The organism is Caldibacillus debilis DSM 16016, from assembly GCF_000383875.1.
In the GTDB taxonomy this organism is placed as follows: domain Bacteria; phylum Bacillota; class Bacilli; order Bacillales; family Caldibacillaceae; genus Caldibacillus; species Caldibacillus debilis.
On record NZ_KB912893.1, the window covers coordinates 1 to 19,159 of the forward strand.

Annotated in this window: 21 protein-coding genes, 1 rRNA gene and 2 other annotated features; all 22 genes read left to right on the forward strand. The window is 51.6% G+C overall.

Translation table 11 applies throughout. The annotated features are described in order from the left end of the window. The first annotated feature begins 4 nt into the window (after positions 1-4). The 22 genes from rrf (at position 5) to rplJ (ending at position 19,153) form a co-directional block, all read left to right on the forward strand. Positions 5-121, forward strand: a 5S ribosomal RNA gene (rrf, locus tag A3EQ_RS0111650). 191 nt (positions 122-312) lie between these two features. Then, positions 313-660 carry a hypothetical protein gene (locus tag A3EQ_RS22520; RefSeq protein ID WP_154652867.1) on the forward strand — a complete coding sequence of 116 codons (348 nt, stop codon included), beginning with the start codon at positions 313-315 and terminating at the stop codon, positions 658-660. Positions 661-695: 35 nt separating this feature from the next. After that, positions 696-1,157: a CtsR family transcriptional regulator gene (locus tag A3EQ_RS0111660; protein WP_020155359.1), complete on the forward strand. Its 462-nt coding sequence runs from the start codon at positions 696-698 to the stop codon at positions 1,155-1,157. 46 nt (positions 1,158-1,203) lie between these two features. Continuing rightward, the gene (locus A3EQ_RS0111665) at positions 1,204-1,749 is read left to right on the forward strand and encodes a UvrB/UvrC motif-containing protein (RefSeq protein WP_026499917.1); all 546 of its coding nucleotides are present in this window, start codon (positions 1,204-1,206) and stop codon (positions 1,747-1,749) included. A gap of 2 nt (positions 1,750-1,751) precedes the next feature. Continuing rightward, positions 1,752-2,825 carry a protein arginine kinase gene (locus A3EQ_RS0111670; protein ID WP_020155361.1) on the forward strand — a complete coding sequence of 358 codons (1,074 nt, stop codon included), beginning with the start codon at positions 1,752-1,754 and terminating at the stop codon, positions 2,823-2,825. A gap of 15 nt (positions 2,826-2,840) precedes the next feature. Next, complete coding sequence (clpC, locus tag A3EQ_RS0111675; RefSeq protein ID WP_020155362.1) at positions 2,841-5,279, forward strand: ATP-dependent protease ATP-binding subunit ClpC; 2,439 nt, start codon at positions 2,841-2,843, stop codon at positions 5,277-5,279. Positions 5,280-5,338: 59 nt separating this feature from the next. Next, positions 5,339-6,712, forward strand: a complete 1,374-nt coding sequence (radA, locus tag A3EQ_RS0111680) for a DNA repair protein RadA (RefSeq protein ID WP_020155363.1) — start codon at positions 5,339-5,341, stop codon at positions 6,710-6,712. A gap of 101 nt (positions 6,713-6,813) precedes the next feature. Next, positions 6,814-7,899 (forward strand): PIN/TRAM domain-containing protein, encoded by a 1,086-nt coding sequence (locus tag A3EQ_RS0111685; RefSeq protein ID WP_020155364.1) that lies wholly within the window; start codon positions 6,814-6,816, stop codon positions 7,897-7,899. Between the two features lie 65 nt (positions 7,900-7,964). After that, a complete protein-coding gene (gene ispD, locus A3EQ_RS0111690; protein ID WP_020155365.1) occupies positions 7,965-8,669 on the forward strand; it encodes a 2-C-methyl-D-erythritol 4-phosphate cytidylyltransferase in 705 nt (234 codons plus the stop codon). 2 nt (positions 8,670-8,671) lie between these two features. Beyond that, positions 8,672-9,160 carry a 2-C-methyl-D-erythritol 2,4-cyclodiphosphate synthase gene (ispF, locus tag A3EQ_RS0111695; RefSeq protein WP_020155366.1) on the forward strand — a complete coding sequence of 163 codons (489 nt, stop codon included), beginning with the start codon at positions 8,672-8,674 and terminating at the stop codon, positions 9,158-9,160. An 88-nt stretch (positions 9,161-9,248) separates the two neighbouring features. Next, complete coding sequence (gltX, locus tag A3EQ_RS0111700; RefSeq protein ID WP_026499918.1) at positions 9,249-10,715, forward strand: glutamate--tRNA ligase; 1,467 nt, start codon at positions 9,249-9,251, stop codon at positions 10,713-10,715. A gap of 35 nt (positions 10,716-10,750) precedes the next feature. Beyond that, positions 10,751-10,977, forward strand: a binding site (T-box leader). A 101-nt stretch (positions 10,978-11,078) separates the two neighbouring features. Then, the gene (gene cysE, locus A3EQ_RS0111705) at positions 11,079-11,747 is read left to right on the forward strand and encodes a serine O-acetyltransferase (RefSeq protein WP_020155368.1); all 669 of its coding nucleotides are present in this window, start codon (positions 11,079-11,081) and stop codon (positions 11,745-11,747) included. Further along, positions 11,728-13,125 carry a cysteine--tRNA ligase gene (gene cysS / locus A3EQ_RS0111710; RefSeq protein WP_020155369.1) on the forward strand — a complete coding sequence of 466 codons (1,398 nt, stop codon included), beginning with the start codon at positions 11,728-11,730 and terminating at the stop codon, positions 13,123-13,125. The genes cysE and cysS overlap by 20 nt, the downstream gene beginning before the upstream one ends. Before the next feature lie 2 nt (positions 13,126-13,127). Beyond that, positions 13,128-13,532, forward strand: a complete 405-nt coding sequence (locus A3EQ_RS0111715) for a Mini-ribonuclease 3 (RefSeq protein ID WP_020155370.1) — start codon at positions 13,128-13,130, stop codon at positions 13,530-13,532. Then, the gene (gene rlmB / locus A3EQ_RS0111720; RefSeq protein WP_020155371.1) at positions 13,529-14,305 is read left to right on the forward strand and encodes a 23S rRNA (guanosine(2251)-2'-O)-methyltransferase RlmB; all 777 of its coding nucleotides are present in this window, start codon (positions 13,529-13,531) and stop codon (positions 14,303-14,305) included. Before A3EQ_RS0111715 ends, rlmB begins: the two co-directional genes overlap by 4 nt. Then, the gene (locus A3EQ_RS0111725) at positions 14,286-14,792 is read left to right on the forward strand and encodes an NYN domain-containing protein (RefSeq protein WP_020155372.1); all 507 of its coding nucleotides are present in this window, start codon (positions 14,286-14,288) and stop codon (positions 14,790-14,792) included. The genes rlmB and A3EQ_RS0111725 overlap by 20 nt, the downstream gene beginning before the upstream one ends. Positions 14,793-14,861: 69 nt before the next feature. Further along, positions 14,862-15,509 carry an RNA polymerase sporulation sigma factor SigH gene (sigH, locus tag A3EQ_RS0111730; protein ID WP_020155373.1) on the forward strand — a complete coding sequence of 216 codons (648 nt, stop codon included), beginning with the start codon at positions 14,862-14,864 and terminating at the stop codon, positions 15,507-15,509. A 697-nt stretch (positions 15,510-16,206) separates the two neighbouring features. Further along, a complete protein-coding gene (gene secE, locus A3EQ_RS0111745) occupies positions 16,207-16,386 on the forward strand; it encodes a preprotein translocase subunit SecE (RefSeq protein ID WP_020155376.1) in 180 nt (59 codons plus the stop codon). A 136-nt stretch (positions 16,387-16,522) separates the two neighbouring features. Next, entirely contained in the window at positions 16,523-17,056 is a 534-nt protein-coding gene (gene nusG / locus A3EQ_RS0111750; RefSeq protein WP_020155377.1) for a transcription termination/antitermination protein NusG, read from the forward strand. Between the two features lie 158 nt (positions 17,057-17,214). Then, positions 17,215-17,640 carry a 50S ribosomal protein L11 gene (gene rplK / locus A3EQ_RS21005; protein WP_020155378.1) on the forward strand — a complete coding sequence of 142 codons (426 nt, stop codon included), beginning with the start codon at positions 17,215-17,217 and terminating at the stop codon, positions 17,638-17,640. Positions 17,641-17,722: 82 nt separating this feature from the next. Continuing rightward, a complete protein-coding gene (gene rplA / locus A3EQ_RS0111760) occupies positions 17,723-18,418 on the forward strand; it encodes a 50S ribosomal protein L1 (protein WP_020155379.1) in 696 nt (231 codons plus the stop codon). Positions 18,419-18,470: 52 nt separating this feature from the next. Then, positions 18,471-18,622, forward strand: a sequence feature (ribosomal protein L10 leader region). 30 nt (positions 18,623-18,652) lie between these two features. Beyond that, the gene (gene rplJ, locus A3EQ_RS0111765) at positions 18,653-19,153 is read left to right on the forward strand and encodes a 50S ribosomal protein L10 (protein WP_020155380.1); all 501 of its coding nucleotides are present in this window, start codon (positions 18,653-18,655) and stop codon (positions 19,151-19,153) included. Positions 19,154-19,159: the final 6 nt, after the last annotated feature.

Below are 19,159 nucleotides of genomic sequence, written 5' to 3' on the forward strand. Positions count from 1 at the left end.
GATGTCCGGTGACAATGGCGAGAAGGAAACACCCGTTCCCATCCCGAACACGGAAGTTAAGCTTCTCAGCGCCGATGGTAGTTGGGGGGCGACCCCCTGCGAGAGTAGGTCGTTGCCGGGCAGCCAAAAATCCCGCCTTTACGGCGGGATTTTTGCTATATAGGGCAAGGCTTTTCATCCCTTCCGACCCGGATTTATGCCTTTCCATCCCCCGGATTTTCCCTTCCTGCCAGATTTTTTCATCTCTCCAAAGATTTCCCCCAATATTTTTTGAGATGAGAAACGGTAAAATAAAAATAAGGAATGTTTAAAATGCCGGGTTCGGCGGCGGCCGGCTCGGGTTTCGCCGCGTTTCCCGCCGGTTCTGCTGCCCTCATGGGATCCCGCGGTTGGGCTTTTCGGAAAGCTTTGCTTGCTTCGGCAAATCCGTCCAGCCCTTTCGCCCTCTTTGCATGTTTTCCCAGCCCCCATGCTCGCGGCTTTCTTCGGATGGGTTTCCAGGCCAATGCCGTTCTCGCTGCCCCGCCGCTTTCCCGCAGCCGTTTTTCCCGAAGAACGGAAATTGCCATGTTTGCTCAGTCCGGCCAACGAAGAAATATTGTCAATGATGCAGAAAAATTATATAATAAAATTAAGTCAAAGATAGTCAAAGTCAAATAACCTCATCGTACTGGTATTGGGTAGGGGTGAAGTTCATGCGGAATATTTCTGACATCATTGAAGAATATATCAAAAGCGTATTGGAACGGAACAATGCGGAGATTGTAGAAATAAAAAGAAGCGAAATCGCCAGCAAATTTCAATGCGTCCCTTCACAAATCAACTATGTCATCAACACGAGATTCACCATTGAACGGGGTTATTTGGTGGAAAGCAAACGGGGCGGCGGCGGGTACATTCGCATCATCAAGGTAAAACCCCATACGGAATACCAGTTGCTGGAGCAGCTTTTGTCCATCATCGGTGATGAACTTTCCCAATCGAGCGCTTCGGCGATCATCGAACGGCTTATGGAAGAAAAAATCATCACGGAAAGGGAAGGGAAAATCATGTCGAGCGTGGTCGACCGTTCCGTCATTTATCTGGAATTGCCGGAACGGGACCGAATGCGGGCAAGATTGCTTAAGGCCATGTTAACCGCGTTGATGTACGAATGATTCCGGGATCGCGACATTTCGAATGATCAAGAATGGGGTGTAAAATATGATCTGTCAAGAATGTCAAAAAAGGCCGGCCACCATGCACTTCACGAAGATCGTGAACGGGGAAAAAACGGAAATCCATCTTTGCGAAGAATGCGCCCAGGAAAACGGCGATATTTTCATGTTTAACCATTCTCCGGCGTTAACCTTCAACAACATATTGGCGAATTTGTTCAATATGTCGCCGTCCATTCAGCATGCGGACGCCAACGTTTTTCAAGCCCACGACCTGCTGCAATGCACGAAATGCGGCTTGACTTTCCAACAATTTTTGAACATCGGGAAATTCGGCTGCTCTCATTGCTATGAAACTTTCAAGGATCAATTGACCCCCCTGTTGAAACGGCTTCATGGGGGAAATTGGAACCACGGCGGCAAAATCCCGAAACGGGCCGGCGGTACGGTCCATCTCCGGAAAAGGATCGAGGCGTTAAAAGAAAGGCTGCAAAAATTGGTGGAACGGGAAGAATTTGAAGAGGCCGCAAAAGTCCGGGATGAAATCAAATATTATGAGAAGCAGTTGTTCAACCGGGAGGATGGAGAATAAATATGTCATTGGAACGGTTTTTGAATCAATCCGCAAGCTATTGGATGAACGGAAACGGGCCCCAATCGGATATCGTGCTGACATCGCGGATCCGCCTGGCTAGAAATTTGAAGGATTTTTTGTTTCCGACCAAGTTTTCCCGGGATGAGGCGATGCAGGTCGTCCAGACGATCGAAAATGTGGCCCCCCTCATCTTGAGTGATAATCAAAAACAATTGGAAATAATAAAAATGGATGATCTCGATCCCCTCGAAAGGCGGGTGCTGGTGGAGAAACATTTGATCAGCCCCCATTTGGCGGAAGACTCGTCCTGCGGCGCCTGCCTGCTGTCGGAAGATGAAAAGATCAGCATCATGATCAATGAAGAGGACCATATTCGCATCCAGTGCATCTATCCGGGCCTGCAGCTGAAGGAAGCCTTGTATCTGGCCAATTATCTGGACGATCAGCTGGAAGAACATTTGGATTTTGCTTTCAGCGAAACGAGGGGATACTTGACCAGCTGTCCGACGAACGTGGGTACCGGTTTGCGGGCTTCGGTGATGATCCATCTGCCCGGGCTGGTTTTGACCAACCAAATCAACAAGCTGATTCCGACGATCAATCAATTGGGCATGGTCGTCCGGGGCATATACGGTGAAGGAAGCGAAGCCTTGGGGAACATTTTCCAAATTTCCAATCAGATCACCTTAGGAAAGTCGGAAGAGGATATCGTGGTGGACCTGACCGGCGCCGTCGAGCAGATCATTGAACAGGAACGGGCGGCTCGGGAGGCGATCGCAAAAACTTCCGGCATCCAATTGGAAGATAAAGTCTACCGTTCGCTGGGCGTCCTGATGAACAGCCGGATCATCGAATCCAAGGAAGCGGCCCAATGCCTGTCCGACGTCCGTTTGGGGATCGACATGGGCTATATCAAAAATATCCCGAGAACGGTCCTCAATGAATTGATGATTCTGACCCAACCGGCTTTCCTGCAGCACCATGCCGGAGGCCCCTTGCGGCCCTTTGAACGGGACGTCCGCCGGGCCGCCCTGATACGGGAACGGCTGAACTTTGCCACCCATTTGAATTAAAGGAGGAATGAGGACATGCTTTTCGGCCGATTTACGGAGCGAGCCCAGAAGGTATTGGCTCTTGCCCAGGAGGAAGCCATTCGATTAAACCATAATAATGTCGGAACGGAACACATTTTGTTGGGTCTTGTCCGAGAAGGGGAGGGAATTGCGGCTAAAGCACTATTTGCCCTCGGGATCACGCCTGATAAAATTCAAAGTGAGGTGGAAAAATTAATCGGCACCGGCGCCGCTTACACCCAGGCTCCCCCCTATACGCCCCGCGCGAAAAAAGTGATCGAATTATCGATGGATGAAGCGAGAAAAATGGGTCATTCCTACGTCGGAACCGAACATATCCTTCTCGGTTTGATCCGGGAAGGGGAAGGGGTAGCCGCGAGGGTGCTCAGCAATTTGGGCGTCAACTTGAACAAAGCCCGTCAACAGGTGCTGCAATTGTTGGGATCGAGCGACACGTCCCCCCACGGCGGAAACCCGCAGGCGAATGTGAGCACCCCCACGTTGGACAGTCTTGCCAGGGATCTGACCCAGATCGCCAGGGAAGGAAACCTGGATCCGGTAATCGGCCGTAGCAAGGAAATTCAAAGGGTCATCGAAGTGCTGAGCAGGAGGACGAAAAACAATCCGGTCCTGATCGGCGAACCGGGGGTCGGGAAGACGGCGATCGCGGAAGGGCTGGCCCAGCAGATCGTCAATAACGAAGTTCCGGAAATCTTGCGGAACAAGCGGGTGATGACCCTCGACATGGGGACGGTGGTAGCCGGAACCAAGTATCGGGGCGAGTTTGAAGACCGCCTGAAAAAGGTGATGGATGAAATCCGCCAGGCGGGGAATATCATTTTGTTCATCGATGAACTTCACACGCTGATCGGGGCCGGGGGTGCGGAAGGGGCGATCGACGCATCCAATATTTTGAAACCTGCCCTGGCGAGGGGCGAATTGCAATGCATCGGCGCCACCACATTGGACGAATACCGCAAATATATTGAAAAGGATGCCGCTTTGGAAAGACGGTTCCAGCCGATTATGGTGGAAGAACCGACGGTGGAAGAGACGATCCAGATCTTGAAAGGGCTGCGCGACCGTTATGAGGCCCACCACCGGGTCGCGATTACCGACGAGGCGATCGAAGCCGCCGTTCGCCTGTCTGACCGCTATATTACCGACCGTTACCTGCCGGACAAAGCGATCGACTTGATCGACGAAGCGGGATCGAAAGTAAGGCTGAGGAGTTTCACCACTCCTCCCAACTTAAAGGAATTGGAAATGAAACTGGAGGAAATCCGCAAGGAAAAGGATGCCGCGGTGCAAAGCCAGGAATTTGAAAAGGCCGCGGCCCTCCGGGATTCCGAGCAGCGGTTGCGGGAGGAGCTGGAGGCGACGAAAAAGGCCTGGAAAGAAAAACAAGGGAAGGAAAACAGCGAGGTTACGGTGGAGGATATCGCCCGGGTTGTATCCAGCTGGACGGGTATTCCGGTCACCAAACTGGCCGAGACGGAAACGGAAAAATTGTTGAAGCTGGAGGACATCCTGCATGAGCGGGTCATCGGCCAGGAAGAGGCGGTCAAAGCGGTGGCCCAGGCGGTAAGGAGGGCCAGGGCCGGCCTGAAAGATCCGAAACGGCCCATCGGATCCTTCATCTTTTTGGGTCCGACCGGCGTCGGGAAAACGGAATTGGCCCGCGCTTTGGCCGAAGCCATGTTCGGCGACGAAAACGCCATGATCCGGATCGACATGTCGGAATACATGGAAAAACATTCCACATCCCGCTTGGTCGGGGCGCCTCCCGGTTATGTCGGTTATGAAGAAGGCGGACAGCTGACGGAAAAAGTGCGGCGGAGACCCTATTCGGTCATCCTGCTGGACGAGATTGAAAAAGCCCACCCGGATGTTTTCAACATCCTGTTGCAAGTATTGGAAGACGGACGTCTGACCGATTCGAAGGGGAGAACCGTCGATTTCAGGAATACGATCTTGATCATGACGTCCAATGTCGGGGCCGAATCGCTGAAAAGAAACAAATACGTCGGATTCAACCTCCAGGACGGCGGCCAGGATTATAAAGAGATGAAAACGAGGGTCATGGAAGAACTGAAGCGGACCTTTCGCCCCGAATTTTTGAACCGGATCGATGAAATTATCGTGTTCCACGCCCTGGAAAAACATCATTTGAAACAAATCGTATCCCTGCTGTGCAACACGGTCATCGAACGGATGAAGGAGAAGCATATCGATTTGACGATCACGGATCGGGCGAAAGAAAAACTCACGGATATCGGTTACGATCCCGAATACGGGGCAAGGCCGCTGCGGAGGGCCATTCAAAAACATATCGAAGATCTGTTGTCCGAAGAACTGTTAAAAGGAAAGATTCTGGCCGGCCGAAAAGTCACCATCGATTACGAGAACGACGGATTTGTCGTAAAAACTCCCGCGCTCAACGAGGTAGACTGAGGAAGGGGCAAGTCTGTTTGCCTCTTCCATTTTTCAATAAATCGATGAAGGGGTTCAGGATGGCGAAGGTCAAAACGAAGTTCGTTTGTCAAAACTGCGGGTACGAATCGCCGAAATGGATGGGGCGCTGCCCGGGATGCGGGCAATGGAACACGCTGGCTGAAGAGCTTTCGGAAACCGGGAGATCCGGGCGATGGGCGGACCGCGTCCCGGACGGCGGCCGGGCGGTCAAGGCGGTCCCCATCCATGCGGTCGAAGCGCCCGAGGAATCACGGATTTTAACCGGTTCGAAGGAGTTCAACCGGGTTCTCGGCGGCGGGATCGTGAACGGATCCCTTGTCCTGATCGGTGGCGATCCGGGCATCGGGAAATCGACCCTGTTGCTGCAAGTCTCCCATCAGCTGGCCGAACAGGGGAAGAAGGTCCTGTACGTTTCGGGGGAGGAATCGGTCCAGCAGACAAAATTGCGGGCGGAGCGGCTTTCCATCCGAAGCGATCAATTATTTGTTTATGCGGAGACCAATTTGGCGGATATTGATGCCGCCATCCGGCAATTGGAACCGGATTTTGCCGTCATCGATTCGATCCAGACCGTCTATCATCCCGATGTCGCTTCGGCGCCGGGTTCCGTTTCCCAGGTGCGGGAATGTACGGGAGAATTGATGAGGATGGCGAAAACGTACGGCATTCCCGTCTTCATCGTCGGCCATGTGACGAAGGAAGGGGCGATCGCCGGCCCGAAAATATTGGAGCATATGGTCGATACGGTGCTGTATTTTGAAGGGGAGCGGCACCACACCTTCCGCATCCTCCGGGCGGTGAAAAACCGTTTCGGATCCACGAATGAAATCGGCATTTTCGAAATGCGGGACACCGGATTGGAAGAGGTGGAGAATCCGTCCGAATTATTCTTGGAAGAAAGGTCCTCCGGTGCCTCCGGGTCCACCGTCGTCGTTTCCATGGAAGGCACACGGCCGATTTTGGTGGAAATTCAGGCGCTGATCACCCCCACCGTGTTCGGGTATCCGCGACGAATGGCAACGGGCATTGATCAAAACCGGGTTTCCCTGCTGATGGCCGTTTTGGAAAAAAGAGCGGGGCTGTTGCTGCAAAATCAGGACGCCTATTTGAAAGTAACCGGCGGCGTAAAACTGGATGAGCCGGCCATCGATTTGGCCATCGCCGTCAGCATCGTTTCCAGCTTCCGCGATCGGCCCACCGGACGGAAGGATTGTTTCATCGGGGAAGTGGGCTTGACCGGCGAAGTGAGAAGGGTTTCCCGCATCGATCAAAGGATCTCGGAAGCGGCCAAATTGGGATTTGAGCGAATCTTTTTGCCGAAAAACAATCTGGGAAAAATTTCCTCTCCTGACGGAGTGCAATTGATCGGGGTATCGACGATCAATGAAACACTTTCCCTCGTTTTTTCGTAAATTAGTATAAGTTTGCATTCCAGTAACAAAATGTAAATAATTGTGTAATATAACGTTTTAAAATAATGAAATTGTTTATAATGAGTTAAGGGGGTGAATCCATGTTAGTTCGAATCGTACAAATCGGCTTTTTGCTGTTTGGTGCGACGGTGGGCATTTTCTTTTTCCCGTATGTGTTGGACTTTGCCGGCTTCGGCGATCTGATCGTTATCAACAATCCTTATACATTGGGACTCTTTGGCGCTATTTTATTTTATTTTCTTACCTTCTGGGCGGTTCCTTATGTCGTCGATTTCATCAAATGGATTGAAGAATCCTTGTTGAAGGCCCCCCCTCTCGATCTTTTGTTTGGAACGATCGGCCTCATCATCGGTTTGATTGTCGCCTATCTGATCGGGTTTGCCTTGAACGCGATCCAGATCCCTGTCCTTACCGAGATCGCGCCGATCCTGCTGACCTTGTTTTTCGGTTATTTGGGCTTCCAGGTCGGATTCAAAAAGAGGGAGGAACTGGTGAATTCCATCGTTTCCCGCTCGGTGCGGAAGAAACAGGCCGAGGAAGAGGGCTTGAAAAAAGGGAACCATTTAAAGATTTTGGATACGAGCGTCATCATCGACGGCAGGATCGCGGATATTTGCCAAACCGGTTTCATCGAAGGGACGATCGTCATTCCCCAATTCGTGCTGGAGGAGCTGCAGCATATCGCCGACTCTTCCGACGCCCTCAAACGCAACCGGGGAAGAAGGGGGCTTGACGTCTTAAACCGGATCCAAAAGGATTTGCCCATCAAAGTCGAAATCTATGAAGGGAATTTCGATGATGTGCAGGAAGTGGACAGCAAATTGATCAAGCTGGCGAAAAAGACGAACGGCACTGTCGTCACCAACGATTATAATCTGAACAAAGTGTGCGAATTGCAAAATGTGAAGGTATTAAACATAAACGATTTGGCCAACGCCGTAAAACCGGTGGTCCTTCCCGGCGAAGAATTGGTCGTGCATGTCATCAAGGACGGAAAAGAAGAAAATCAAGGGGTCGCCTATTTGGATGACGGAACGATGATCGTCGTCGAAGAAGGAAGAAGCTTCATCGGCAAAACGGTGAACGTCCTCGTGACAAGCGTTTTGCAAACATCGGCGGGCAGAATGATTTTTGCGAAGCCCAAAATTTTAGAAAAAGCATTATAATAAGAGATGGAAGGGAGATCTTTAAACCGGATCTCCTTAATTTATGCAAAGTGTGGGACGGATCGATGGAATATGTTGCGATAGTGCCTGCGGCCGGATCGGGGCGGCGGATGGGAGCCAGCAAGAACAAACTGCTGCTGAGCATTTTCGGGAAGCCCCTGTTCATCTATTCGCTGCAAGTTTTTGAAGAGGATCCGTTGTGCAAAGGCATCGTTCTGGTCGTCAACGAAAAGGACAGGCGGGAAATGGAGGAGGCCCTCCGCCTTTATCGGATAAAGAAGGTGAAGGCTTTGGTCAGGGGAGGCAAGGAGAGGCAGCACAGCGTGTATGAAGGATTAAAGGCGGTGAAGGAAGCTTCCGCCGTCGTGATCCACGACGGCGCCCGCCCTTTCGTCGAACGGAAGCAGATTGAAGATTTGCTTTCGGCGGTGGAAAAACATGAGGCGGCGGTCTTGGCCGTCCCCGTGAAGGATACGGTGAAAAGGGCGGAGGGAGGCTTTATTCTGGAGACGTTGGAACGTTCATCCCTCTGGATGATCCAGACCCCCCAGGCCTTTACCTATCCCCTGATCTTGGAAGCGCACCGGAAAGCGGAGAGGGACGGCTTCCTCGGAACGGATGACGCCAGCCTGGTGGAGCGGATGGGGAAAAAAGTTGCCCTCGTGCCGGGAAATTACGATAATATAAAGATAACAACGGCGGAGGATTTGTATTTTTCCGAGGCGATTGTGAAAAAGAGAAAGCTGGAAAGGATCGATCAAGGAGAATAGCTATGTACCGAATCGGACAAGGCTTTGACGTTCATCGATTGGCGGAAGGCAGAAAACTGATCGTCGGCGGGGTGACCATCCCCCATTCCCATGGCCTGTTGGGGCATTCCGATGCGGATGTCTTGCTGCACGCCATCGCCGATGCGGTTTTAGGCGCCATCGGCCGCGGCGATATCGGCATCCATTTTCCCGACAACGACCCGAAATGGAAAGACGCCGATTCCAGCCGGCTGCTGGGACAAGTTTGGGAGATGGCCAAGCAAGAAGGGTACCGGCTGGTCAATTGCGACTGCACGGTCATCGCCCAACAGCCGAAATTGGCGCCTTATATCCCGGAAATGAAGGAACGGATCGCGAAGCTGCTGGAAGCGGAACCCGACCGGGTGAACGTGAAGGCGACGACGACGGAGCGCCTGGGGTTTCCCGGCAGGGAAGAGGGAATCGCCGCCTTGGCGGCGGTGTTGCTGGAAAACGGGGGCGGATCCCCGTAATGCTTTCCGGAAAAGGTGAAAAATTTTTCCGGACGAAAGCGGAAGAAAAGGAAAGGTTTTGAGCGAAAAGAATTGGAGGGACGATTCCATGTCAGAAGTCCGCGTGCGGTATGCGCCCAGTCCTACGGGGCATTTGCATATCGGGAACGCAAGAACGGCTCTTTTCAATTACCTGTTTGCCAGAAGCAAAAACGGGAAATTTATTATAAGAATCGAAGATACCGACCTGAAACGGAATATCGAAGACGGCGAAAAAAGCCAGCTGAAATATTTGAAATGGCTGGGGATCGATTGGGACGAAAGCGTGGATGTCGGCGGGGAATACGGGCCTTACCGCCAGTCCGAACGGCTGCACATCTACGAAAAATATTATCGGGAGCTCCTCGACCGCGGGCTGGCCTATAAATGCTATTGCACGGAAGAAGAGCTGGAGGAAGAACGGCAGCGGGCTTTAAGCCGCGGGGAAATGCCGAGATATTCGGGCAAATGCCGCCATTTGACGAAAGAGGAACAGGAACGTTTGGAAAAAGAGGGAAGAAAGCCGAGCCTCCGTTTTAAAGTTCCTTCCGGAAAGGTTTATACGTTCAACGATATGGTCAAGGGCGAAGTCTCCTTCGAATCCGACGGCATCGGCGATTGGGTCATCCGGAAGAAGGACGGGATGCCGACTTACAATTTCGCCGTGGCCATCGACGACCACCTGATGAAAATTACCCACGTCCTGCGCGGCGACGACCATATTTCCAACACCCCGAAGCAATTGATGATCTACGAGGCATTCGGCTGGGAACCGCCGGTTTTCGGCCATATGACCTTGATCGTCAACGAAAACCGGAAGAAATTGAGCAAGCGGGATGAAACGATCATCCAGTTTATCGAACAGTACGCGGAACTGGGCTATTTGCCGGAAGCCTTGTTCAATTTCATCGCCCTTTTGGGATGGTCCCCTGTCGGCGAAGAGGAGATTTTCTCGAAGGAAGAGTTCATCCGCCAATTCGATCCGGACCGGCTTTCCAAGTCCCCGGCCGTCTTTGACACGAAAAAATTGGCGTGGATGAACAATCAATATATGAAAAAAGCCGATTTGGACACGGTCGTCCGCCTGGCCCTGCCCCATTTGATCAAAGCCGGCCGGGTCAGCCCGGAACCGTCGGAGGAAGAAATGGCATTCGTCCGCAAACTGGTCGCCCTTTATCAGGAACAAATGAGCTACGGGGCGGAAATTTTGCCCCTCTCGGAGTTGTTTTTTAAGGAAGAAGTCACGTATAATGAAGAAGCAGAGGAAGTATTGAAACAGGAACATGTGCCCGAAGTTTTGCGGGCATTCCTGGAAGAAACGGAAAATTTGCAGGATTTTGCGGCCGAAGAAATCAAGAAGGCGATAAAGAACGTGCAAAAGAAAACGGGCCAAAAGGGCAAAAACCTGTTCATGCCGATCCGGGCGGCGGCCACCGGCCAAACCCACGGGCCCGAGCTGCCGTCCGCCCTGGAATTGCTGGGGAAGGAAAAAGTCCAAAAAAGAATTTCATCCCTTTTAAATAACCTTTCACAATGATTGCAATATAGTGTAAATAGATACAACATAAAAATGAAAAAGCGTTGATGGGGAGAAGTAGAAAACGATGCTTTGCCAGAGAGGGCCGTCACCGGCTGAAAGCGGCCTAAAGCCTCTCGTTTTCGAAATGCGCCCCGGAGCCCTATATTGAACAACGTGACGTTTAGTAAATATAGGCGGAGCCTTCCGTTAAAAAGCAAGAGCGGAGACCGGATTTTTTGCCGGTCTAAACAGAGTGGAACCGCGTGGAAGCGTCTCTGTCCTTGGACAGGGGCGCTTTTTTGGTCATGGTATGGAAGGAAAAGCGTTCGCCGCAGATGAAATGGCCCATTCACCGATTCCGTAAAAGAAGGGGGTAGTGCCATGTTGAAGCGGATCAAAGAGGATATCCAAGTGGTGTTTGAGCAGGATCCCGCGGCCCGGAGTTATCTCGAAGTGATCCTCACCTATTCCGGGTTGCATGCCATTTGGGCGCACCGGATCGCCCATTGGCTGTATAAAAGGCGGTTTTTCTTTCTCGCCCGGCTCATCTCGCAAATCAGCCGATTTTTCACCGGGATCGAAATCCATCCGGGAGCGAAAATCGGGCGGCGGTTTTTCATCGATCACGGGATGGGCGTTGTCATCGGGGAAACTTGCGAAATCGGTGACAATGTGACGATCTATCAGGGGGTGACCCTTGGAGGGACGGGAAAGGAAAAGGGGAAGCGCCATCCGACCATCAAGGACAATGTGTTAATCGCCACGGGAGCGAAAGTTCTCGGGTCGATCACCATTGGCGAAAATTCGAAGATCGGCGCCGGATCCGTCGTGTTGAAGGATGTCCCCCCGAATTCCACCGTCGTGGGCATCCCGGGAAAAGTCGTCCGCCGGGACGGCGTCCGGGTGAACAAGGACCTGAATCACGGGGATTTGCCCGATCCGATTGCCGATATTCTGCTTCGGATGCAGGAAGAAATCGAACAATTGAAAAAAGAGGTCGAAGATTTGCGGTTAGAAAGGAGCAGGGAACATGGCCATACGAATCTATAACACCTTGACGCGGAAAAAGGAAATTTTCCAGCCGGTCGAAGAAGGAAAAGTGAAGATGTACGTATGCGGTCCGACGGTTTACAATTATATTCATATCGGGAACGCCAGGCCCGCCATTGTGTTCGATACGGTGCGCCGCTATTTTCAATACCGGGGGTACCGGGTCACCTATGTTTCCAATTTCACCGATGTGGATGACCGGCTCATCAATGCGGCGAAGGAATTAAACGAAGAGGTTCCCCAATTGGCGGAGCGGTTCATCAAGGCCTATTTCTCCGATATTGAAGCCCTGAACTGCATGCATGCGGACGTCCATCCCCGGGTGACGGAAAATATGGATACGATCATCGCCTTTATTGAGGAGCTGATCGCCAAAGGTTACGCTTATGAAGCGGACGGGGACGTCTATTTCCGGACGCGGAATTTTTCCGGCTACGGCAAACTGTCCCATCAGTCCATCGAAGATTTAAGGCTCGGGGCGAGGATTGAAATCGGCGAAAAGAAACGGGATCCCCTCGATTTCGCCCTCTGGAAGAAAGCGAAACCGGGGGAAATCTACTGGGAGAGCCCCTGGGGAAAAGGCCGTCCGGGATGGCATATCGAATGCTCGGCGATGGCGAGAAAATACTTGGGGGACACGATCGATATCCACGCGGGAGGCCAGGATCTGATCTTTCCCCACCATGAGAACGAAATCGCCCAGACGGAAAGTTTGACGGGAAAACCGTTCGCCAAATATTGGATGCATAACGGTTATATCAACATCGACAACGAAAAAATGTCCAAATCTTTGGGGAACGTGATCCTTGTCCATGAAATCCTCAAAAACGTGGATCCGCAAGTCTTGCGCTTTTTCATGCTGTCCGTCCATTATCGGCATCCGATCAATTACAACGAAAAAATCCTGAACGACGCCAAAAACGGGCTGGAACGGCTCCGTACCTCCTACAACAACTTGATTCACCGGAAGAAGGCGAGCGCCGATTTGACCGGCGATGATGACAAATGGCTGAATGACATTGCCGGGTTCAAGCGGCAGTTCATCGAGGCGATGGACGATGACTTCAACACGGCCAACGGCATTTCCGTGTTCTTTGAGTTGGCCAAATCGGCAAATTTGTATTTAATGGAGAAAAACACATCGGCGAAAGTCATCGAGGCCTATTTGGCCCTGTTCGACGACTTCGCCGGCGTCCTGGGCCTTGTCCTGGAACAGGAGGAATTGCTGGATGAGGAGATCGAGCGGCTGATCGAAGAAAGGAACGAAGCGAGGAAAAGAAGGGATTTCGCGACGGCCGACCGTATCCGCGACCTGTTGAAAGAGAAAAATATCATTTTGGAAGATACACCGCAAGGCACGAGATGGAAAAGAGGGTGAACATGCGAACGTCCGAGCGCGCCGTCGACGCGAAATATTTGAATTCCTTGGCATTGGCTTACATGGGTGATGCCGTCTTTGAGATCTATGTGCGGCATCACCTTTTGCAAAAGGGCATCGTAAAACCGAACCTGCTGCAGAAAGAGGCGGTAAAATATGTTTCCGCCAAGGCCCAAAGCCAGGCCGTCCGGCAATTTCTCGAGCAGGATCTGCTGACGGAGGAGGAGCGGGACATCGTCCGGCGGGGAAGGAACGCCAAAAGCCATACGGTGCCGAAAAATGTCGATTATTATACCTACCGGCAAAGCACCGGCTTTGAAGCCCTGTTAGGATACCATTATTTGGAAGGAAATTTCCGCCGGTTGGAGGAATTGGTCCGGCGGGCGTTTTCGATCATGGAATCATGAAAGGAGGAGTTTTTTTGGGCGAATGGATCATCGGGAAAAATCCGGTATTGGAATCGCTGAAGGGCCGGAGGGAAATCCATAAGATTTGGGTGGCGGAAGGTTCGCAGAAGAGCGCCCGGCCGGTTATCCGGCTGGCGAAGGAAAACAACGTCCCCGTGCAGATCGTCCCGAAGAACAAACTGGATGAAATGGCGGAAGGCAACCATCAGGGAATCGTTGCCCAGGCGGCCGCTTACCGGTACTATGAACCGGATGATTTGTTGGAGGAGGCCAAAAAAAGGGGAGAATTGCCCTTTTTGCTCCTGTTGGACGAAATTGAGGATCCCCGCAATTTGGGTTCGATCATGCGTACGGCGGACGCCGCCGGCGTTCACGGGGTGATCATTCCGAAGCGGCGCTCCGCCGGGTTGACGGAGACGGTGGCGAAGGCCTCCGCCGGGGCCATCGAATACGTCCGGGTTGCCCGCGTCACCAATCTCGCCCGTACGATCGACCAATTGAAGGAAAAGGGAATTTGGATCGCGGGGATGGACGCGGAAGGGGAAACGGACTACCGCCTGTTCGACGGGAAAATGCCTGTAGCCCTTGTCATCGGGAATGAAGGCCGGGGACTTGGCCGATTGATCAAGGAAAAATGCGATTTTCTCTTGCGTCTCCCCATGGCCGGGCATGTTTCGTCATTAAACGCTTCAGTGGCAGCCGGAATCATGATGTATGAAATCTTCCGGAAGCGGAGTCCCGGGGTAGCCGAAGATGGAATGGCTCATCGTTGACGGCTACAACATGATCGGGGCATGGCCGGAATTGGCTGAACTGAAGCAGGTCGATCTGGCATCGGCGAGGGACAGGCTGATCGAATGGATGGCGGAATACCAGGCGTTCACGGGGATCAAAGTGATCGTTGTCTTCGACGCCCCCCATGTGCAAGGGATGGAAAGAAAAATGAAACATTTCGGCATCGAGATCCTGTTCACCAGGGAGAATGAAACGGCGGACGAAAGGATCGAAAAATTGGCCAGCCAATTGGCGGACGGAAAGGAAAAGGTGTATGTGGCCACCTCCGATTTCACCGAGCAGTGGGTGATTTTCGGCCGGGGGGCTTACCGGAAATCCGCCCGGGAACTGTATCATGAACTTTCCGTGATCCAAAAGAAAATTGCCAAAAAAGCAAAAAAAATCGCCGAATCAAAGCCGGCAGCTTCCATTCCCCTGGCGGACGAAGTGGCAGAAATTTTCGAAAAATGGCGAAGAGGGGAATAAAGTTTTATTGACTGAGAGATTTTTCCTGCAGTATAATGTGTGTAAGTAGTGCGGTCGGGGTGATTGTATTTGCGCGTCGAACCTTCCAGAAACAAGGCTCAGAAGTATAAGGACCTGGACGACGAATTGATCGTGGAGCTGGTGCATCAGGGCGAGTCGGATGCGTTGGACTATTTGGTTCACAAGTACCGGTTGTTTGTACGTGCAAAGGCAAGATCCTACTTCCTGATCGGCGCGGATCGCGAAGACATTATCCAGGAAGGGATGATCGGCTTATTTAAAGCGATCCGCGATTACAAAGACGACAAGTTCACCTCTTTTAAAGCGTTTGCAGAGCTTTGCATCACCAGGCAAATGATTACGGCGATCAAAACGGCAACGCGGCAAAAACATATCCCGCTTAACTCCTATATTTCGTTGGACAAGCCCATTTATGACGAAGAATCGGACAGGACTTTAATGGATACCCTTTCCGGTTCCAAGCTTTCCGATCCCGAGGAATTGATCATCAATAAAGAGGAATATGACCATATAGAAGTAAAGATGTCGGAGCTGTTGAGCGATCTGGAAAGAAAAGTGCTCGCCCTCTATTTGGACGGGCAATCTTACCAGGAAATATCCGAAGAGCTGAACCGGCACGTCAAATCGATCGACAACGCCTTGCAGCGGGTGAAAAGGAAGCTGGAAAAATATTTGGAGACGAGGGAAACTTCCTAGGGTCTTCCGGCAAGCCCGAGTTTGTTTTTTTATTGCCGCCTTTTTCCCGGCAAGATAACCTGATTTTGACGCCCGCCAGCCGGCTTGACGGATTTTTGCGCTCCTGGACGATCGAAGCCGTGGGTCCGGCCGGACGGCTAGAAAAAACTTCCAAGAAAAGGGGCATCCCTTCCTATGATAAACCATTCCGGCCGAAACAATCAACTGCCAATTACACGTGGGTTTGCTGCCGATCCGGCTGATTGCTTGAAGCTTCCGTATCGCCGTCATGGCGAGGCCCGTCCCGACTTCGCGGCCGCTCGTTTGGAACGGTGGACTGCGTTGCGTCCGGGCATCGGCAGGCGCGGGATTTCGGCAAAGGCCACGGCCTTGGCCCGCCAATTCGCCGCCGGCTCCCTGCGGAAGTTTTGACCGGATTCGGCATTGCCTCATCCGGGGATCTTTTCCCGATCCGATCATGAACGGGTCAGGAACTCGCATTTTATCATTTTTTTTATTGACATTCTTTTCATAAACATGATAAAGTGTGGAAATAGAAAATTCACCCTGAAGCGGCGAAACGCCGCTTGGAAAAGGTAAAACGGCCCTCCTTGCGGGGAAAGCGGATTTCGGGGGACAGTGTCCTTTTCACATACATGGGAAGCGGATGGACAGGAGTTTCGGCAAATCCTATGATTTTATTTTTGGAGGTACTTGGATGCAACGGGTGATCAAATTTTTCCGCAACGTTTCCATTGAAATGCAGAAGGTGAGCTGGCCGCGCAGGAAGGAATTGTATCGTTATACGCTGACGGTGGTGTCGACGGTTATCTTTTTCATCTTGTTTTTCACCCTCGTCGATTTGGGGATCACCTTCCTGATCGAGCTGACTCCGTGAGAATAGCCGCGTTCGCCTTTTGTTATAATGGTAATGAAGATATGGTCGAAGAAAGCCCGTTTAACGGGTTTTTTATTTACCGTCAAACGGGTGAGAATCTTTGTTCAAGGAGGGAAGGACGCATCGTCCTCGTTTCATGGAAAAACAATGGTATGTCGTCCATACGTATTCAGGATATGAAAACAAAGTGAAGGCCAACCTGGAAAAAAGGGTGGCTTCCATGGGCATGGAAGATAAAATTTTCCGCGTGGTCGTACCCGAGGAAGAACAGACCGACGTGAAAAACGGCAAGAAAAAGGTCGTCAAGAAGAAAGTGTTTCCCGGCTACGTCCTCGTCGAATTGATCATGACGGACGATTCCTGGTACGTCGTCCGAAACACGCCGGGCGTCACGGGATTTGTCGGCTCCTCCGGCGCCGGCTCGAAACCCACCCCGCTGTTGCCGGAAGAAGTCAATGCGATCCTGAAAAAGATGGGCATTGAAGAAAAAGAAATCGACATCGACGTGGAGATCGGCGACACCGTCCAAATCAACGAAGGGTTCTTCAAAAATTTTGCGGGTACCGTCGAAAGCATCGATTACGACAAGAAAAAGGTGAAGGTCCTGGTCAATATGTTCGGGCGGGAAACCCCCGTGGAAGTGGGATTTTCCCAAATAAGCAAAATGTAGCTTGAATTTCTTTTCCAAATCTGATAAAATTCATAAGTCGGTGTATGTCTCGCTTAAGAGACGATCTCCATTCAGATCTATATTTCTGATATATTTTACTTATCGAGTGGGAGGGCTTGTCCCTAAAACCACATCACGGACTTAAGGAGGTGTGTCTCGTGGCTAAAAAAGTTGTCAAAGTTGTGAAGCTGCAAATTCCTGCCGGTAAAGCCAATCCCGCGCCGCCAGTCGGTCCCGCATTGGGTCAAGCTGGTGTGAACATCATGGGATTTTGTAAAGAATTTAACGCCCGTACCGCCGATCAGGCCGGTCTGATCATTCCCGTGGAAATTACGGTATATGAAGACCGTTCGTTTACATTTATTACGAAGACCCCGCCGGCTGCGGTGTTGTTGAAAAAGGCCGCAGGCATTGAATCGGGTTCCGGGGAACCGAACCGTAAGAAAGTGGCGACGGTCAAGCGGGACAAAATTCGTGAAATCGCCGAAACGAAAATGCCCGACTTGAATGCCGCGTCCATTGAGGCGGCGATGCGAATGATCGAAGGAACGGCGCGCAGCATGGGAATCGTCATCGAAGATTAACGGTTGATGGAAAGGTTGCGGTTACGCAACCTTTTTCGTGGGAGGTCATTTCCGCTATTACCACATTTGAGGAGGATTACAAATGGTGAAAAGAGGAAAAAAATATCAGGAAGCGCTCAAGCTGGTTGACCGTACCAAAGCTTACAACGCCACAGAAGCGATCGAATTGGCGAAGAAGACGAATTACACCAAATTTGACGCCACGGTGGAAGCCGCCTTTCGTCTCGGGGTAGACCCGAAAAGGGCCGACCAGCAAGTCCGCGGCGCCGTCGTGCTGCCCAATGGGACCGGTAAAGTCCAACGGGTGCTCGTATTCGCCAAAGGGGAAAAGGCGAAGGAAGCCCAGGCTGCGGGTGCCGACTACGTGGGCGACAACGAATATATCGAAAAAATTCAGGACGGCTGGTTTGATTTCGACGTGATTGTGGCCACCCCGGACATGATGGCCGAAGTCGGTAAACTCGGCCGCATTTTGGGACCGAAAGGGTTAATGCCGAACCCGAAGACCGGCACCGTAACCTTCGACGTGGAACGGGCGGTGAAGGAGATTAAAGCGGGGAAAGTGGAATACCGGGTGGACAAAGCCGGAAACATTCATGTCCCCATCGGAAAGGTCTCTTTCGACACCGGCAAATTGGTGGAAAACCTGAAGGCCGTTTATGAAGCGTTGATTAAAGCGAAACCGGCCGCCGCCAAAGGGACCTACATGAAAAACATCACGGTGAGCTCGACGATGGGCCCCGGCATCAAGGTCGACCCGCTTTCCCTTGAACAATAAGGAACGGTTTGACACGGTCTTTGCGCTGTGATATGATTTGGATGTCAATTGAATAACGGCGACATTTATACCGTAGACAGTAGGTGCTTTTCAAAGCTTAATATCCTACCGAGGTATAGGATGATCGAAAGCCTGTTTTGACATGCTTGAAATCATGCTTGAACACCTCCATGTCTACTGACTTGGAGGTTTTCTTTTGCCGGTATAAATGTCCAGTTCACGGGAGGTGCAAAAATGAGCAGCGCGATCGAACAGAAGAAACGGATCGTCGAAGAAATCACGGAAAAGTTGAAAAAGAGTCAGACGACGGTAATCGTCGATTACCGCGGGCTCAACGTGGCGGAAATTACCGAGCTGCGCAAACAGCTCCGGGAAGCCGGCGTCGAGTTCAAAGTGTATAAAAACACTTTGATGCGCAGAGCCGCAGAAAAGGCGGAACTGAGCGAACTGAACGAGTTTTTGACCGGGCCGAATGCCGTTGCGTTCAGCGAACATGATCCGGTCATGCCCGCCAAAATTTTAAACGATTTCGCGAAGAAAAACGAAAAGCTGGAGATTAAGGCCGGCGTCGTTGAAGGACGTCTCGTCTCCATCAGCGAAATCAAAGCTTTGGCGGAATTGCCGCCGAGGGAAGGGCTTCTTTCCATGCTGCTTAGCGTCCTGCAAGCCCCGATCCGCAATTTCGCCCTGGCCGTCAAAGCGGTTGCCGATCAAAAGGAAGGACAAAGCGCGTAATCTTGC

Excerpts from the sequence above, each read along its gene's own strand:
- A3EQ_RS22520 (WP_154652867.1), top strand. The coding sequence starts at position 313 with ATGCCGGGTTCGGCGGCGGCCGGCTCGGGTTTCGCCGCGTTTCCCGCC.
- A3EQ_RS0111660 (WP_020155359.1), top strand. The coding sequence starts at position 696 with ATGCGGAATATTTCTGACATCATTGAAGAATATATCAAAAGCGTATTG.
- A3EQ_RS0111665 (WP_026499917.1), top strand. The coding sequence starts at position 1,204 with ATGATCTGTCAAGAATGTCAAAAAAGGCCGGCCACCATGCACTTCACG.
- A3EQ_RS0111670 (WP_020155361.1), top strand. The coding sequence starts at position 1,752 with ATGTCATTGGAACGGTTTTTGAATCAATCCGCAAGCTATTGGATGAAC.
- clpC (WP_020155362.1), top strand. The coding sequence starts at position 2,841 with ATGCTTTTCGGCCGATTTACGGAGCGAGCCCAGAAGGTATTGGCTCTT.
- radA (WP_020155363.1), top strand. The coding sequence starts at position 5,339 with ATGGCGAAGGTCAAAACGAAGTTCGTTTGTCAAAACTGCGGGTACGAA.
- A3EQ_RS0111685 (WP_020155364.1), top strand. The coding sequence starts at position 6,814 with ATGTTAGTTCGAATCGTACAAATCGGCTTTTTGCTGTTTGGTGCGACG.
- ispD (WP_020155365.1), top strand. The coding sequence starts at position 7,965 with ATGGAATATGTTGCGATAGTGCCTGCGGCCGGATCGGGGCGGCGGATG.
- ispF (WP_020155366.1), top strand. The coding sequence starts at position 8,672 with ATGTACCGAATCGGACAAGGCTTTGACGTTCATCGATTGGCGGAAGGC.
- gltX (WP_026499918.1), top strand. The coding sequence starts at position 9,249 with ATGTCAGAAGTCCGCGTGCGGTATGCGCCCAGTCCTACGGGGCATTTG.
- cysE (WP_020155368.1), top strand. The coding sequence starts at position 11,079 with ATGTTGAAGCGGATCAAAGAGGATATCCAAGTGGTGTTTGAGCAGGAT.
- cysS (WP_020155369.1), top strand. The coding sequence starts at position 11,728 with ATGGCCATACGAATCTATAACACCTTGACGCGGAAAAAGGAAATTTTC.
- A3EQ_RS0111715 (WP_020155370.1), top strand. The coding sequence starts at position 13,128 with ATGCGAACGTCCGAGCGCGCCGTCGACGCGAAATATTTGAATTCCTTG.
- rlmB (WP_020155371.1), top strand. The coding sequence starts at position 13,529 with ATGAAAGGAGGAGTTTTTTTGGGCGAATGGATCATCGGGAAAAATCCG.
- A3EQ_RS0111725 (WP_020155372.1), top strand. The coding sequence starts at position 14,286 with ATGGAATGGCTCATCGTTGACGGCTACAACATGATCGGGGCATGGCCG.
- secE (WP_020155376.1), top strand. The coding sequence starts at position 16,207 with ATGCAACGGGTGATCAAATTTTTCCGCAACGTTTCCATTGAAATGCAG.
- nusG (WP_020155377.1), top strand. The coding sequence starts at position 16,523 with ATGGAAAAACAATGGTATGTCGTCCATACGTATTCAGGATATGAAAAC.
- rplA (WP_020155379.1), top strand. The coding sequence starts at position 17,723 with ATGGTGAAAAGAGGAAAAAAATATCAGGAAGCGCTCAAGCTGGTTGAC.
- rplJ (WP_020155380.1), top strand. The coding sequence starts at position 18,653 with ATGAGCAGCGCGATCGAACAGAAGAAACGGATCGTCGAAGAAATCACG.